Raw genomic sequence first — 16,608 nt, forward strand, 5'->3', positions numbered from 1 at the left:
CGCTCAGAGCGAGAGTCAGTCAATTAGTCAATAATTTTAATGCCCATACCTTTGATATCGGCCTCTGTCACGATATGTGGATTTTCCTCATCCACCCCGCTACTGGAGACTTTTTCGAAGAGAATCTTCACGGTCTGAAGCATAATCTTCAAATCGAGAATCAAGGAATAGGTCTTGATATAGATGAGGTCGAAGTTCAATTTACTATTGAAGTCGGTCGCATATTTCCCGTAAACCTGTGCGTACCCGGTCAAACCGGCTTTCACGCTGTGGCGGAGGTAGTAGTACGGATTCTCCTTCTCGAACTGATCGACGAAGAACGGACGTTCCGGACGCGGCCCGATTAAGGACATGTCGCCCTTCAAGATGTTGAAGAGCTGCGGCAATTCATCGATGCGGACGGCACGGATAAAGCGCCCGACCGGTGTAATACGGTCATCGTGGGCACGCGCAATAATCGGTCCCGTCTTCTGTTCGGAGTCGGTGTACATCGAACGGAATTTCAAAATATCGAATTCCTGTTCACCGAGCGTGATACGCACCTGACGATAAAATACCGGCCCTTTCGAAGTCAATTTGATCGCCAATGCTGTCAACAACATAATTGGTGACGTCAAAATAATCATAATCAAGGAAACGACAATGTCGAAGACACGTTTGATCAGTGCCTGATCGCTCGGAATACGGAAATCGCTCGTTTCGATAATCGACTCATCCTCGAAGTTCATGATATTTGGGCTCACCATCACTAAGTTCTCGAACTGCGAGTTGAGGAACAGCTTCTTACCTTCACGCATTAATAACGAGTAGATATTCAGCTTTTCATTTTCATCAATCGCAGAGGCGAGGTAGACGATATCGATGTCGTCGAGGTGATGGCGCACATTTTCGTAGTAGTTCGAGGTGACAACGTGCGTCACGATATGGCGCGCACTCTTACTGCTTTGGAAGTTATAGACAGCGGCGTACACCTTCGACTGTTCCCCAACGATCATGATCCGCTTCGTCGATGAATAGCGACGATATACGGTAAAAATCAACCAGCGGAACAGATAGAGTAGGAGCACGCTGACTAAGAATTCGATCAAAATCACCGAGCGCGGGAAGGCAAAACTGCGACTAACGAAAGACAACACCATCGTTACCCCAGCTAGTAACCCCTGAGTAATAATCGTGATGAAGAGCAGATCTCCCTTCGTCTTATTGTAGAGGACGTAAATCCCGGACAATAAGTTAAACACGATGAAAATCAAAATGATCCACGGCACCAATTGTTGGAACGCCATACCGTTCTGACGCGGAATATAGCGACTCTGGAACCGAATTAAAAACGACAAAATATATGATAAAAAGAGTATGAGCGATTCAGCTGCGCAGATCACCATACGCACCCAATTCGTCCACTCTCCATTCTTCTGCATAGTGAAACTCCTCCAAAAGAGCTTTCGACCGCAATGGATCGTAGCGATTCAAAATATACAGAGCTATTTTAACATAGCTAATTCTGATTGCCCCGTCTGTCTGTTAAAATTTTCCTTAAAATTAAAAAAATCGGTAGTTTTCCTACCGATTTCATTCGTTATTCAACTATTTGCCATTGTCGAAGAAGTAATATTTACCGTCTCCCGCACTGTCCGTCTTCACTCGACCATCGCTCGGTGCTTCCGGTTTTGGCGCCGGTTGTTCTGGCTCTGGCGCTGGTGCCGGCGTTTCCGGTTCCGGTTGTGGCTGTTCTGGTGCTGGCGGTTCCGGTTGTAGCTCAGGCTGTGGTTGTGGATTCGGCTGCGGTGCAGGTGCCGGGTTACTTGGTTGTTGTGGCTGCGGTTGTGGCTGTTGCGGTTGCTGCGGAAGCGGTACCTGTGTACGTCCCGTCTCCTCTGCCTGCTGTTGTATCTTCTGATCGCTATCCTGGTTCACACGTTCATTCTCTTGTTGAACCTTTTCACGCTGTGCTTTGATAGCTTCTTGAATTTCTTTGACACGATCTTCCGATTCGTTCGCTGCTCGTGCTTCCTGTTCTAAACGTGCCGCAATCTGATCACTCAACGTGCTGTATGAATTCAAGATGAATGATTTAAGTTTCTTCGCTAAGAGCTTATTATCGAGTTCATCAACGCGCGCTAACAGTTCTTGAATCCGTTCATCGAGTTCTTCATAGGTCAAGTTATTGTTCGATTCCAGCTGCTTCACTTTTGCTTGGAAATCATTCGACGTCTTGAGTTGCGTCGTTCCTTCATCGACAATCTTCTTCACCGATGCAAAGAACGGATCATCTTCCTTACCCATCTGATCTGAAAATTTGTTTTTGAAGTTTTTGAGATCTTCGGCTTTCGTATCGTCAGAAATCACGACCAACCCGGCAATCTCATCACCGTTAATCGGTGGTTCACTGTCCGCCGTCTCGAAGTATTTATCGAGGAACGTTAACGCTTCAAAGCGCTCCTCAGCATCCACCATCATCGCTTCGACGCCTGGTTTCTCTTCATTACGATCGTTCAGCTCATCGACCGCCTGGCGCACCTTGGTGACTTCCGATTCCTGAATACCCTTCTTCAAGAATGTACTGCCGTCCTCAAAGTACAGCGCTTCGATCTCCTTCTGGACATTCTGGGCTGCTTTCGTTTTCGTCTCCTGATGCAAGTCGACCTCCTGCACGGCTGCATACGCCCCTGCACCGACAATCAAGAGGAGCGATAATGCCATCACGATAATGCGACCCCAATGTATGTTTTTATCTTTCACCGCCGACCCTCCTCATGCGTTAATCAACTCCATCATATCAATCTTTTGACAACTTCGCATTAGTATTTTGGTTTTGTCACATAATTTTAAGAAACGATCGCTGAACGCCCTTGATCGAGCGGTAAAAAGAGCATCCCGAGCAACGCCAACGTTGTGAAAAGTGGCAAAATAATCACATGATGCGCGATTAACTGCGAGAGAAAACTGATCACTAACGCCCCAAAAATATAACCGAACATAATAATCGCAAGTAGTTTCGCTGAATCTTTCACCTTATTCTTCGCATGTGGACTCGGTGCCAGTACCATATCGACTACAGCACGTGTCATCTTACGCAAATTCCCCGTCATCATGAGGAACGTAGCGGCACGTCCTTTGAGAATCTGAAACTCTTCAAACTGAATTGCTGCACCAAACGACAACATGCCGTTCATCAACGCAATCGGTAATTGATTGTAAAATAGCCAAGCGAGTGTGATCCCCAAAAGCATAATGATCACATTCAATCGGTGTCGCCAGAGCATCGTTAAATGATGAAAGCGTACATACTTCAACGCACGCGACACCACAATACCTAAAATAAAACAAATCATCGAAAATAATAATGGCCAGATAGCTTGAAAATCACCTTTACCGAGATCGACCGCCATTCGAATCGAATTTCCAGTCTGAAAACCGGCAAACGCCCCATCACCGTAAAGGTAGGTAAATGTCGTCAGCATGCCGTTGTTCAATGTCAACAACAGACCGAACGGCACGGTCTGCGTCACTGCGTGTTGTCTATGTCGCATCTAACTCCTCCTCCCATCGTAATAAAATAGTAGTTGACTTTCTCAGAAATCGCAATCAATCCCGCACAAAAAAGCCGGCGAGTGCCGACTTTGTGAGTTTCGTATATTTGTTGCTTTAGAATGTGACGAGATTGAGTTCGCTGAGTGTGTCGATTCCATAAGCGTCCATACGTTCCGGGAGCTCCTGAATGATTTTTGGCATGACCATAGCATCGTGGAAGTGGGCAGCGCCGACCTGAACGGCGGAAGCACCGGCCAAAAACATCTCGATCACATCATCCGCCGACTGTACCCCGCCGACCCCGATAATCGGTAGATCGACCGCCTGATATACCTGATAAATCATCCGAATCGCGAGCGGGAGGAGCGCACCGCCAGAGAACCCACCCATGCCATTACCGAGCACGGGTTTTCTCGTTTTTGGATCGATATGCAATCCTAAAAGCGTATTAATCATCACCAGCCCGCTCGCACCACCGGCTTCTGCCGCTTTGGCGATCGCTACGATATCTGTAACGTTCGGTGATAATTTGACATAGATTGGAACATCACTCACGGCGACCACTTGTCGTGTTAAATCTTCTACCATCGCGGGATCCGTACCGAACGCGAGTCCACCGTTTTTGACGTTAGGACAGGAGATGTTGAGTTCTAACGCATCGACGAGACCGCTCGCACTCAATTTTTCCGTGACAGTAACGTAGTCGGCCGCCGTACTACCGCCGATACTGGCGATCATCGGGAGTTCCGGATAGGCCGCCTTCAACGCTGGCAATTTTTCGGAAATGACCGCATCGACCCCCGGATTCTGCAAGCCGACCGAGTTCATCACACCGTCCCTCACCAGTGCGATTTGAGGTTGTGGGTTACCGGTGAGTGGCGTTGGCGTGGTGGTTTTGATGACCATCGCACCGAGTGTATTCAGGTCGTACTTCTTCGCTGTCGAGACGTCCCCAAACCCGAACGTCCCACTCGCTGGCATGATCGGATTCTTCAAGTGTAAGCCTGGTAAATCGACCGCTAATCGTTCCATCACGTATTACCTCCTCTAATTCCTACGCTGAATAGGCGGTTTCGCCCGCAAACATCGTACGCTTCGTCACGGCTTTGACGGTTTCGCCGAGATGCGGCGTGTTTGATGCTTTGGATTCGAGTGTGTCTTCACTAATTGTCCATTCTCCATCGAGGTCGAAGAATGCGAGATCTGCTGCATAGCCTGGCGCAATCTGGCCGATTTTCCCGAGCTTAAAGGCTTCGGCCGGCGCTTCAGTCATACGTTCGATGATGGTTTCAAGTGGCACTAATCCCGGTTCAAACAAGTAAGTGTAGAGAAGTGAGAACGCGAAGTCGCTACCGATAATACCGAACGCGCTCGCCGCCATCGAATCAGTCTTATCCGCTTTGGTGTGCGGTGCGTGGTCGGTCGCCACCATATCGATCGTTCCGTCAATCAAACCGTCGATCATCGCTAAACGATCATCTTCACTGCGCAGTGGCGGATTCATCTTCATCATCGGATCATCGCTCATAATATCATCTGTCGATAAAATCAAATGATGCGGTGTCACTTCACATGTCACCGGTACACCGTGCGCTTTGGCATAACGCACGAGTTCAACCGATGTGCGGGTAGAAACGTGGCAAGCGTGATAACGGCAAGCCGTCGCTTTTGATAAGACGAGGTCGCGCGCTAACTGTGCGGTTTCGCTCTCCGGCAACTGACCGACTAAACCGAGCGCATCAGCTTTCTCACCAGCTGTCATCACACCGCCTCGACTCAAGGAATCGTCCTGTACGTGTGCGGCTAAAACCATATCGAGCTGACTGATCGCCTGCATCGCTTCGTACATCGTACCTGCCGTTTGCACCCCGGCACCATCATTACTGAAGGCGAAAGCGCCAGCCGCTTTGAGCGCCTCAAAATCAACGAGGTCTTCGCTCTTTAGGCCGTGCGTCAACATCGCATACTGCAAAATACGCAACTTTTCCGCCTTCTCATTCGTTTCAACCATCGCTTCGACGTGTTCCGGCGTATCCGGTACGGGTGTCGTGTTCGGCATTGCCCCAACTGTAGTATAGCCGCCATGTACCGCTGCGGCCGCTCCGGTTTTGACCGTTTCCTTGTCGGTTTGACCAGGTTCGCGATAATGCACATGCACATCGATCAGCCCCGGTGTCACCAAGAGACCCGTCGCATCGATCACGCGATCACATGGAATCACGCCATTCAACGTTTCACCGACCGCTAAAATTTTGGTATCTTCAACGACAATATCTAATTTCTGAATGCGGTGATCGTAATAGACGTCACCGTGTGTAATCAACGTGCGCATAGTCGCTCCTTTTCTCTAATAAATTGTTTGATTAGTCATGCATCACAGCTTCGAGCATCGCCATACGCATGAATACGCCGTTGTGCATCTGTTGCACGTAGCGTGATTTCGGTGCTTGAACGAGGGAAGACGCGAATTCCACATCGCGGTTGATTGGGCCTGGGTGGCAAATAATTGCGCTATCTTTCATGCGTGCGTAACGCGCTTCGTTAATGCCGTATTTTTCGTGATATTCTTCCTTACTGAAGGAGCGTTCACTGTCTGAATTCGCATCGTGACGTTCGTGTTGTACGCGAAGCAACATCATGACATCGACTTTTTCAGTAATATCATCCATCGCAACGTATGGCCCGTACTGGCTGTAGCTGTCTTCGTACCAGTAATCCGGACCAGAGAAGTACACTTCCGCACCCAACTGCGTCAATAACTGCGCATTACTGCGAGCGACACGAGAGTGTTTCAAGTCACCAACGATCGCGACTTTCAATCCGTCAAAGTGGTTAAATTCTTCGTAAATCGTCATCAAGTCCAACAAACATTGACTTGGGTGCTGACCACTGCCGTCACCACCGTTGATCAAGTGAATGTTTAAGTCAGACGCTTCCTGTAATTCCAATAATGGTCGGTAGTAGTCCACTTCACCGTGACGAACGACCAACGTATCAACGCCCAACGCATCCAACGTGAGGAATGTATCCGATAGCGTTTCACCCTTCTTCAATGAGCTGTGTTCCGGACTCATTTCAATCACATTCATCCCTAAACGACCTTCAGCCACTGCGAAACTCGTGTGCGTACGCGTCGAATCTTCAAAGAACATATTTGTCGCAAAACGTGCGCGTTCCTCCAAATCGGCCTTCTGACCGCGCTTGAACGCTTGTCCCGACTTGATCAAGTCTAAAACCTGTTCGTTTGGTAACTCCTTAACAGTAACGATATTACGCAATGCAAATGCTGAACTCTCCATAAAAACCTCCTATAACAAACAAAAAAACCTGAACACGAATGTCCAGGTTTATCAGACCGAAAATTTGCTGCAGTCATTCCTCTGTTTGTATAGACGGGTAGACTGAATGTATACACTACCCTCAGAGTTCAAACGTGATTCGCAAACTTTTCGTGCCTCTCTGGACAGAATTAAAATTTGCCTGATTCGAATTTCTGTTGGTATTGTATGTTTTTGAAAAAAAGATGTCAAATGTAAATTTAGTATTTTTTCTTATTCAACCCCCTTGAGTTGACACTTCACAAATTTGCGTTATTATAGACACGAAAGATGATTCCCTTTTCATATCACTAGGGGCGCTGTGAAGCTGAGATGTACCCTTTGAACTTGATCTAGATTGTGCTAGCGAAAGGAAGTGACGAAAGATAACACCAATTCTTTTCGTTGCTTCTGCGCTAGACGCGGAAGCATTTTTTATTGGTTTATTTTTAGGAGGTATTATCATGGGAAATTCACGTATTCGTGAACTGACGGAGATTGCGTTAACCGGTGTGTTGGCATTCTTATTATCATTCATCAAACTCAAATTATCACCGAGCCTTAGCGCAAGTTTGGCGGTTATTCCGCTCTGGTTGTTTGCGCTTCGTCGTGGCTGGGGCAACGGTGCAGTAGCCGGGCTATTGTACGGGTTACTCCGCATTATCACCGGAACAGCCAGCTACTTAACAATCTTCCAGGTCGTGATTGAATACCCATTCGCATACTTACTCGCTGGGATCGCAGGGTTCTGGGCATCACGTGCACAGAACTTCGCAGCAACCGGCAATCGTATGCAGTTGGGAATCACTGCCGGCATCGCGACATTCGCTGCAGCAGCGGCTGAATACTTTATCCACTTCCTCGCCGGCTGGGTCTTCTGGGCCAGTTTCGCACCAGAAGGCATGAGCGCTTGGCTCTACTCACTCGTCACTAACGGTGCGAGCGGGATTGCGACGTGGTTCATCGGTTTCATTGCTATTTTCTTAATCTTATTAGCTGCCCCTCGCCTTATCACTGATAAAAAATAATCGCCTTTAACTTTTCACATTTCCTTTTTGACAGGCGAAGGCAGATGAAAAGCGTTCCTTGAGCATCGTGCTTTGGGAACGCTTTTTGTGTGCTTTTGTAGGATTACTCACCTTTGCAAACAATAAAACACAAGGTATACTAGTTGTCAGTAATATCACATATTGAAAGAGAGGCTCACTATGGACTATCTATTGCACAACGAACATTTAACCATTAATGCATCAACGAACGCAGCTCAGCTTCAGAGTTTGCGCCGTAACGATGCCAATTTTGAATATATTTTCCAAGGATTCCCAGATTTCTGGGGCTGGCAGACACCAACGTTATTCCCACACTGTGGCCGTTTGGAAGATGACTACATGGAAATCGACGGTACGCGCTACGACTCCAAACAGCACGGTTTCGCACGCCACAGTCTCTTTGAAGCGGAAGAAGTGACGGATGACGCGATCACTTTCTTACTGACAGAAAATGACGAAACACTCAAAATCTTCCCGTACCACTTCGAACTCCGTATCGGTTACCAGTTGGACGGCGATAAACTGCGCGTGAAATACAGCGTGAAGAACACGAATGATGGGGACATGCACTTCTCCATCGGTGCCCACCCTGCCTTCAACGTCCCGCTCGCGCCAGGTGAAACATTTAATGACTACCAATTAACCTTCAGTGCACACGATGAGGTGACTGAATACGGCATCGGCGAAGGGAACTTCATCCACGACACGACAGGGAAACAGGTTAACTTGGAAGACGGCATGTTGACGCGCGAACAGTTCAAGGACGGTCTACAATTATTCGAACTCGGCGACAAAGCTGTCAAAGTCGGCTTGGAAAACAGCGACCGCACGCACGGCATCAAACTCGACACGAACGGCTTCCCATACGTCGGCATCTGGAGTCCGTACCCAACCGACGCCACCTTCGTCTGCATCGAGCCATGGTTCGGCCTCCCAGACATCGCGAACGGTAACCACGACTTCGCACAAAAAGCCGGCAACCAAACCTTAGCTGCCGGTGAAACATTCGATGCTGAATATATTCTCGAACCTTTTTAATCTGAATCATATCTAAAATGAATGAAACGTTTCCCACTAGCGGAGGCGTTTTTTTGTATGAGTCAAATAATTATTCAATGATATAAAAAACCTCGCTATAAGAGCGAGGCTTAGGCATGGATAAGACTTCGTCGCTTATCAAGACCAACGAACAGATTAAGGGCTCTGTCTGCCAATACAATGTACCTACTCACTGTATTTTTATTATTCTAGTATACATCATATTATTGATCATAACAGTTACTTAACATAAAAAAGCACTGACCTTCAATCAGTCAGCGCTCGAAATATGAATATGATCGATTGTCTATCACTTGTTTCTGTGTTTCTCCCAATGGTATTGAATATATCTATAGAAATAAATTCCATAAAGTATAATAGGAATTAACTGCAAAGATATCCATTCCACAAAAGATATTCCAACTAGTTTAGTCATCACGGCACAGCCAATCAATACCACATGAGATATCACCAAAATCCACATTGATTGACTGTCATTTTGATATTTTCTATGATGTTCCCAATGGTATTGGAGATATCTGTAAAGATAAATTTCATAAGTTATATAAATAATTAGCTGAGAAGATACCCATTCCCGAAAAGATATACCAGCAAGTCTAACCATCACCGCACAGCCAATTAATACCATAAGAGACAGCATCATAACCCATGGGCGATATATTTTTTCAATCATCTTTGTAGTCACCCCAAAATTAATAACTACGTTTTTATTTCCGCTTACATATCAATCGTAACAAGCACACGTCTTTCATTCAAATGTGATATCAACACAAAAAAACACCCGCCGAATCATCAGCGGGTGCTTGAAAATATTATGAGTTTGGCTCTATTAGAAAGGAATTAGCCGACAATTTTCTTCGCGAAGTCGTAGAATGCGTGAGCAGCATTGTTCAAGTATTCTACAGAACCTTCGTTAACGGTACCGTCTTCGTTCAATGCGTTAGAAGAGTTAACGTACAATTCTGGTTGTTGCATTGGTTGCATGTTCAAGAATACCAATGCTTGACGAACAGCGTGGTTAGCAGCCATACCACCCATAGCACCTGATGATTGGGAAACTATCAATGCTGGTTTACCGTCCCATACGTTCTGACCCAATGGACGACTACCAACGTCCAAAGCGTTCTTCATAGCAGCTGAGATCATACGGTTGTGTTCAGGTGTTACGAAGATGATTGCGTCCTGAGCAGCAACTGTTTCACGGAATTTGTTGTATTCAGGAATGTCCTGTTCGTCGAAGTCCTGGTTGTAGAGCGGCATGTCAATGTCGATGAATTCTACTTCAGCATCTTCTGGCAAACCGGCAACGATTCCCTTAGCAACACCTTCAGAGGATGAATTCTTATGTAAAGAACCTACGATTACTCCAAATTTCATTAGTCAAAAACTCCTTTACTTATGTTTTTTACTCTCTTGATTACTTTTATATAGTGCATGTTTTTAGTAAGTATGTAAAGGGAAAAGTCCTATATTTTTTCACTTTTTATTTATCGGCGATATCATGCGGTTTGTAGCGACTATTTCAAGGTGTTTGTGAACAATTAAATGGAGGGCGGGATCTTTCATTAACGCGAACGACTTTCGCACTTAAGGACAAAAAAACACCCGCCGAATCATCAGCGGATGTTGGAAAATATTATGAGTGTGGTCTAATTGAAATTAGCCAACAAATTTCTTAGCGAAGTCGTAGAAGCCTTTACCTGCGTCCTTCAAGAAGTCAACAGAGCCTTCGCTAACTGTTCCGTCTTCGTTCAATGCGTTAGAAGAGTTGATGAACAATTCTGGTTGTTGCATTGGTTGCATGTCCAAGTATACCAATGCTTGACGAACTGCGTAGTTAGCAGCCATACCACCCATTGGAGAGGTGGATTGAGAAGCGATCAATGCAGGTTTACCAGCCCAAACATTTTGGCCCCATGGACGAGTACCAACGTCCAAAGCGTTCTTCAACGCAGCTGGTACCATACGGTTGTGTTCTGGCGTAACGAAAATGATGGCATCCTTTTCTGAAACTTTTTCATGGAAAACGTTGTATTCAGGGATGTCCTGTTCGTCGAAGTCCTCGTTGTAAAGTGGCATGTCAATGCCGATGAATTCTACTTCAGCGTCTTCTGGTAAACCAGCGATGATTCCCTTAGCAACACCTTCAGAGAATGAATCTTTACGTAAAGAACCAACGATTACTCCAAATTTCATTAATCAAAACTCCTTTTTTGATTTCAATGTTTTACTTACTTTTTTTCAGTAATCAACCATTATATGGTACACAATTTCAGTCTGTATGTAAAGGCTAAAATCGCATTTTTTACTTTTTGTGAAATTATTTGAACGTGCGGTCCAAATCACTCATACCCTGCTCGGCTTAGTACATGCCCTGTGTTGGGTCAGCCGGCATGTCATTCTTTTCTGGTTCTGGGTGATCTGCGACAACTGCCTCTGTTGAGAGGATGGAGCCTGCGATTGAACCTGCGTTTTGAAGGCCGGAACGGGTCACTTTGACAGGATCAACGATACCGGCTTCGATCATGTTTACCCATTCGCCAGTTGCGGCATTGAAGCCGACACCTGTTTCTTTTTCACGAATGTGTTCAACGATAACAGAACCTTCCAAACCAGCATTTTCAGCGATTTGACGCAACGGTGCGGTCAAGGCACGACTCACGATCTGAGCACCCGTCTGTTCGTCACCTTCGAGGCTTTCTGCGAGTTTGTTGACGCGTTCTTGAACGTTCATAAAGGCTGTACCACCACCAGCGACGATACCTTCTTCAACGGCTGCGCGTGTCGCGTTCAAAGCATCTTCGATACGCAATTTCGCTTCTTTTTGTTCCGTTTCAGTGGCTGCGCCAACGTTAATGACTGCTACCCCACCGGTTAATTTTGCGAGGCGTTCTTGTAATTTTTCACGGTCGTAGTCGGATTCTGTTTCATCGATTTGACGACGAATCTGAGCGATACGTTCTTCTAATTGTTCTTTGTTACCGGCACCACCGACGATTGTTGTGTCGTCCTTAGTGATTGTGATGCTCGTTGCCTGACCTAATTGATCGAACGTCATGTCTTTGAGTTCGAGACCTAAGTCTTCAGTGATCACGGTTGCGCCCGTTAAGATCGCTAAATCTTCTAATTGGGCTTTGCGACGGTCACCGAATCCAGGGGCTTTAACAGCGGCAACATTGAACGTACCGCGAATCTTGTTCAATACCAAGGTTGGGAGGGCTTCACCGTCAACGTCATCGGCAATGATCAAGAGTGATTTACCTTGTTGGATGATTTGTTCCAAGATTGGCAAGATGTCCTGAATGTTTGAGATCTTCTTGTCTGTAATCAAGATATATGGATCATCCATGTTAGTCACCATCTTGTCGTTGTCAGTGACGAAGTACTGTGACAAGTAACCGCGATCAAATTGCATCCCTTCTACAACATCGAGGGATGTGTTGATGGATTTGGAGTCTTCAACCGTGATGACACCATCTTTGCCGACTTTTTCCATCGCTTCCGCAATAAATTCACCGACTTGTTTGCTGCTGGATGAGATAGATGCAACGTTTGCGATGGCTTCCTTGGAATCGATCTGTTGTGCGATGTCACGCAAACCAGCGACCGCTTCTTCTACGGCTTTAGTGATTCCGCGACGTACGCCTACAGGGTTAGCACCGGCCGTTACGTTCTTCAATCCTTCGTGAACGATCGCCTGTGTCAATACCGTTGCGGTTGTGGTACCGTCACCTGCGACATCGTTTGTCTTAGATGCGGCTTCCGTTACCAGTTTCGCACCCATGTTTTCGAAGTGATCTTCGAGTTCGATGTCTTTGGCGATGGTCACACCGTCGTTTGTGATTAATGGGGAGCCGTAGCTACGTTCCAATACAACGTTACGACCTTTAGGTCCCAAGGTTACTTTTACAGTGTTTGCTAAGGTGTCGATCCCTTTAAGAATGGATTGACGCGCGTCTTCAGAAAACTTAATATCTTTACTCATTGATTACATCTTCCTTTCTGACTTGCTGATGAGTCGTGTACTTTAAGGATTATTCAACGATCGCTGCAAGATCCTTTTCTTTTAAGATTAAGTACTTCTCACCTTCGAAAGTGACTTCGTTGCCTGCAAATTTTTCAAACAACACGTTGTCGCCGACTTGAACGCTCGGTACGAATTCTTCAGTTGCATCGCTCACAGCGATGACTTCACCAATCTGCGGTTTTTCTTTAGCAGCAGATGGCAATACAATACCTGAAGCTGTCTTTTCTTCGACTTCTTCTTTGACCTTGACAATCACACGTTCATTCAATGGTTTTAGCATTAATGTTTCCCTCCATATTCCATAAGTTGATCGGTTAGCACTCATTTCATTCAAGTGCTAATTGACATTAATTATAGTAACGCGAGCATTAGTGAAATGCAATAGATAAGTTGACTTTTTTTGACCTTATTTAGAAATTTTTAACCTTTAATATGAAAAAGTCGATAACCATGCGAATTCTTGCATTTTGTGATGGCGTTGGGTAAACTTGTCGTTGACTTTATTATTAAAGAAAACACAAATAGAAAGGAACCGTCCAATGCCATCAAAAGCCATTCTAACCAGCATTATTATGCGTGCGATTTTGGGTGCGATGTTCCTCTTCTTTGCGATTGAATCCGTCTCTACTAATGGAAGCTTCGGATTCTTTACCTTTATTTGGTTGCTCTTCTCAACCAACAATTTCGTACAGCTGATTCGGAGTATTCCGATCTATCGCTGGTTCAAAAAACAGGATCGAAAATAAGGCATGAAAAAAGCAGTGACATGAAATCACTGCTTTTTTAGTTAATTAGTCGTTGTTTTCGTTCTGGTGTCTCACACCAATGTAGTAAATCAACGTCTGCAATTCGTTCGCCAAGTCGACGTTCTGAACGAACATCCCTTCTGGCACTTCTAAACGCGCTGGCGTAAAGTTCAAAATCCCTTCGACGTCCGTGTCTTTCAATTTATCAACAACGTCCTGTACGTGTGATTCAGGAACGGCTAAGATAACGATCTTGATGGACATATCCTGAAGTGTATCAACGACATCATCGATAGAATAGATCGGCACCCCATTTTGAACGGTTCCGATCAATTTCTCGTTCACATCAAATCCGGCACCGATACGCACACTGTTACTCTTCTTGAAGTTGTAGTGGATCAGTGCGTTCCCTAAATGACCAACCCCGATCAATCCGACTGTTGTCAGAGATTCACGATAGAGCTGTTTATTGAAGAATTCTGTAATTTTTTCGACGTCATATCCGTAGCCACGTTTCCCGAGTGTACCAAAGTGTGAGAAATCTCGGCGAATCGTCGCGCTATCAATCTTCACCGCGTCACTCAATTCTCGAGATGAAATGCGCTTTTTGCCCATATCCGCAAATGAACGTAAATAACGGTAGTACAATGGTAAACGTTTGGCAGTGGCTTTCGGTATCTTAGGCATAACGATTCTCCTCTCAAAGTAATGCTTGGAACTATTGTATCAGCTTTGTGATTGAATCGGCAAGTGTGATGACCGACAATTTTCTGCTGATTTCAGTCCGTGAGCTGTTGTTATTATCGTCTCTGACACTTTTTGACTGAATTATTGTTAAAGCTGTCACAGGCTATCATATCACAAATTCATGTGCTAAGATGAAAAAGAACGAAAAAGAAAGGAAAAATTTCATGATTCTGTTACAAGGAAACCATTTAGAGCGTCGCTTTGGCTCTGAAGTACTCTTTTCAGACATTTCCTTAAGTATTCAAGAAAATAGTCGTGTGGCATTGGTGGGAAGAAACGGTGTCGGTAAATCGACGTTGCTCAAGATGATCGCGGGTGAAGAAGCGCCGGATGAAGGGACGATTTCACGTGCGAAACAGATGCGCCTCGCCTATATGGATCAGCACGCCACCGTCGACAGTATCGCCCCTGAACGCACGGTCTATGAAGAAGTCGAGAGTGCTTTCGATGATGTGAAGCAACTACTCAAACAGGCCGAGACGGTATCGATGCAGATGGCCGAACTGAGTGTGAATCCCGACAGTCCGGAATATCAGGAAACATTAAAGACTTACGATCGCATTCAAAACACCCTGAATCGCCGCAACGCCTACAGCTACGAATCCGAAATTCGGATGGTGCTGAACGGCTTCCAATTTCCAAAAGAGATGTGGGAACAGCGAGTGCGCGATCTTTCTGGTGGGCAACGTACGCGACTCGCTCTGGCGAAAGTATTGTTAGAGAAATGCGATCTTCTTATCTTGGACGAACCGACTAACCACTTGGATATCGACACGCTCACTTGGCTTGAGAACTATTTGAAAGGATATCCGGGTGCCCTACTGATCGTGAGCCACGACCGTTATTTCCTAGACAAGGTGACGAACGAAACATACGAAATGGCACACAGCGGTATCGAACGTTACGCGGGGAACTATAGTTTTTACCTCAAAGAACGTCAGGTTCGCCTCGCTTCTGCCGAAAAAGCGTACGAAAAACAACAAAAAGAAATCGCTAAATTAGAAGATTACGTGAGCCGGAACCTCGTGCGTGCCTCTACGACCAAGATGGCGCAGAGTCGCCGCAAACAGTTGGAACGTATGGAAAAAATCGAAAAACCGAAGCAGGACGAAAAATCGCCGTATATCCGTTTCTACTCAGACAAAACGAGCGGCAATGTCGTCATCCACACCGATGAGCTCGGCATTGGCTACGACGGGGAGATGGTCTCCTATCCGATCAATCTCGATCTGAGAAAACAGAATGCGATCGCCGTGGTTGGACCGAATGGGATTGGTAAATCGACCTTATTAAAGACTCTAATCAAACAACTGCCAGCCATCAAAGGTGACATTACGTACGGTACCAACGTTGATATCGGGTACTACGACCAGGAACTCGGCAATCTGCACTCGAAGAAAGATATCCTCCATGAACTCTGGGACGAACACCCGACCTATAACGAAGTGGTGATTCGCTCCCTGCTCGGCAGTTTCCTCTTTACCGGTGACGATGTGATGAAACCTGTCGCCGCTTTGAGTGGTGGGGAAAAAGCACGTCTTGAACTCGCAAAACTCGCCATGAAGCACGACAACACCCTGCTTTTGGACGAACCGACCAACCACTTGGACATCGACTCCAAAGAAGTGTTGGAGAATGCATTGATCAACTTCGACGGCACGATCCTCTTCGTGAGCCACGACCGTTACTTCATCAACCGCATTGCGACGGCGGTATTGGAACTGGACACGGACGGTAGCACGCTCTATCTCGGTGATTATGACTACTATGTCCAGAAGAAACAGGAACAGGCCGAACGTGAAGCGGAGATGAACCGCGAGAATGGCATCGTGACAGAAACCGCAACCGTTGAAACCAGCGCAACCAAACAGAATTACCTTGACGATAAGGAAAAACGCAAAAAATATCGCAAACTCAAACGCGACATCGAAAAACTGGAAGCACGTATTGAAGCATTAGAAGCGGAAATCGCTGAAATTGAGAACGAAATGATCAAACCGGAATATTTATCAGATACGGGGAAACTGCACGAACTCAATAAGCAGCTCACCGAACGCAAAACTGCTTATGACGATACGCTTGAAGCGTGGGAAATGAAGAGTTTAGAACTCGAAGAATAGCTAACAAAA

16 protein-coding genes and 1 riboswitch are annotated in these 16,608 nt (G+C 45.9%); of the genes, 4 read left to right on the forward strand and 12 right to left on the reverse strand.

The window, feature by feature from the left end:
- Positions 1–23: 23 nt before the first annotated feature.
- From ACWOEX_RS04840 to ACWOEX_RS04865, 6 genes are all read right to left on the reverse strand, one after another.
- Positions 24–1,421 (reverse strand): sugar transferase, encoded by a 1,398-nt coding sequence (locus tag ACWOEX_RS04840; RefSeq protein ID WP_455298391.1) that lies wholly within the window; start codon positions 1,419–1,421, stop codon positions 24–26.
- A gap of 166 nt (positions 1,422–1,587) precedes the next feature.
- Positions 1,588–2,742 carry a hypothetical protein gene (locus ACWOEX_RS04845; RefSeq protein WP_455298392.1) on the reverse strand — a complete coding sequence of 385 codons (1,155 nt, stop codon included), beginning with the start codon at positions 2,740–2,742 and terminating at the stop codon, positions 1,588–1,590.
- Positions 2,743–2,828: 86 nt separating this feature from the next.
- Positions 2,829–3,533, reverse strand: coding sequence for a YoaK family protein (locus tag ACWOEX_RS04850; RefSeq protein ID WP_455298394.1), 705 nt, complete (start codon positions 3,531–3,533; stop codon positions 2,829–2,831).
- A 115-nt stretch (positions 3,534–3,648) separates the two neighbouring features.
- Entirely contained in the window at positions 3,649–4,566 is a 918-nt protein-coding gene (locus ACWOEX_RS04855; protein WP_455298395.1) for a dihydroorotate dehydrogenase, read from the reverse strand.
- Between the two features lie 22 nt (positions 4,567–4,588).
- Positions 4,589–5,866 carry a dihydroorotase gene (locus tag ACWOEX_RS04860; RefSeq protein ID WP_455298396.1) on the reverse strand — a complete coding sequence of 426 codons (1,278 nt, stop codon included), beginning with the start codon at positions 5,864–5,866 and terminating at the stop codon, positions 4,589–4,591.
- 31 nt (positions 5,867–5,897) lie between these two features.
- On the reverse strand, positions 5,898–6,833 hold the full coding sequence (locus ACWOEX_RS04865) for an aspartate carbamoyltransferase catalytic subunit (protein ID WP_455298397.1): 936 nt from the start codon (positions 6,831–6,833) through the stop codon (positions 5,898–5,900).
- A gap of 321 nt (positions 6,834–7,154) precedes the next feature.
- A riboswitch (TPP riboswitch) is annotated at positions 7,155–7,243 on the forward strand.
- Positions 7,244–7,315: 72 nt separating this feature from the next.
- On the opposite strand from ACWOEX_RS04865, the gene thiT reads away from it, so the two are divergent.
- Positions 7,316–7,879 carry an energy-coupled thiamine transporter ThiT gene (gene thiT, locus ACWOEX_RS04870; protein WP_455298398.1) on the forward strand — a complete coding sequence of 188 codons (564 nt, stop codon included), beginning with the start codon at positions 7,316–7,318 and terminating at the stop codon, positions 7,877–7,879.
- Positions 7,880–8,059: 180 nt separating this feature from the next.
- Entirely contained in the window at positions 8,060–8,938 is an 879-nt protein-coding gene (locus tag ACWOEX_RS04875) for an aldose 1-epimerase family protein (RefSeq protein WP_455298399.1), read from the forward strand.
- A gap of 310 nt (positions 8,939–9,248) precedes the next feature.
- Here ACWOEX_RS04875 and ACWOEX_RS04880 read toward each other — a convergent pair whose 3' ends face one another.
- The 5 genes from ACWOEX_RS04880 to ACWOEX_RS04900 all read right to left on the reverse strand — a co-directional run bounded on the left by ACWOEX_RS04880 (position 9,249) and on the right by ACWOEX_RS04900 (position 13,266).
- Positions 9,249–9,632 carry a hypothetical protein gene (locus tag ACWOEX_RS04880; protein WP_455298400.1) on the reverse strand — a complete coding sequence of 128 codons (384 nt, stop codon included), beginning with the start codon at positions 9,630–9,632 and terminating at the stop codon, positions 9,249–9,251.
- A 167-nt stretch (positions 9,633–9,799) separates the two neighbouring features.
- Positions 9,800–10,336 (reverse strand): NADPH-dependent FMN reductase, encoded by a 537-nt coding sequence (locus tag ACWOEX_RS04885; protein WP_455298401.1) that lies wholly within the window; start codon positions 10,334–10,336, stop codon positions 9,800–9,802.
- 282 nt (positions 10,337–10,618) lie between these two features.
- Positions 10,619–11,155 (reverse strand): NADPH-dependent FMN reductase, encoded by a 537-nt coding sequence (locus ACWOEX_RS04890; RefSeq protein ID WP_455298402.1) that lies wholly within the window; start codon positions 11,153–11,155, stop codon positions 10,619–10,621.
- Positions 11,156–11,321: 166 nt separating this feature from the next.
- Entirely contained in the window at positions 11,322–12,944 is a 1,623-nt protein-coding gene (gene groL / locus ACWOEX_RS04895; protein ID WP_455298403.1) for a chaperonin GroEL, read from the reverse strand.
- Between the two features lie 49 nt (positions 12,945–12,993).
- Positions 12,994–13,266: a co-chaperone GroES gene (locus tag ACWOEX_RS04900; RefSeq protein ID WP_455298404.1), complete on the reverse strand. Its 273-nt coding sequence runs from the start codon at positions 13,264–13,266 to the stop codon at positions 12,994–12,996.
- A gap of 259 nt (positions 13,267–13,525) precedes the next feature.
- Between ACWOEX_RS04900 and ACWOEX_RS04905 the strand changes: the two genes are divergently transcribed.
- Complete coding sequence (locus ACWOEX_RS04905) at positions 13,526–13,732, forward strand: hypothetical protein (RefSeq protein WP_455298406.1); 207 nt, start codon at positions 13,526–13,528, stop codon at positions 13,730–13,732.
- A gap of 45 nt (positions 13,733–13,777) precedes the next feature.
- Here ACWOEX_RS04905 and ACWOEX_RS04910 read toward each other — a convergent pair whose 3' ends face one another.
- Positions 13,778–14,419: a redox-sensing transcriptional repressor Rex gene (locus ACWOEX_RS04910; RefSeq protein WP_455298408.1), complete on the reverse strand. Its 642-nt coding sequence runs from the start codon at positions 14,417–14,419 to the stop codon at positions 13,778–13,780.
- A 224-nt stretch (positions 14,420–14,643) separates the two neighbouring features.
- Here ACWOEX_RS04910 and ACWOEX_RS04915 point away from each other — a divergent pair, with 224 nt between their 5' ends.
- A complete protein-coding gene (locus ACWOEX_RS04915; RefSeq protein ID WP_455298409.1) occupies positions 14,644–16,599 on the forward strand; it encodes an ABC-F family ATP-binding cassette domain-containing protein in 1,956 nt (651 codons plus the stop codon).
- Positions 16,600–16,608 lie beyond the last annotated feature (9 nt).

This window comes from Aerococcus vaginalis (genome assembly GCF_053762225.1).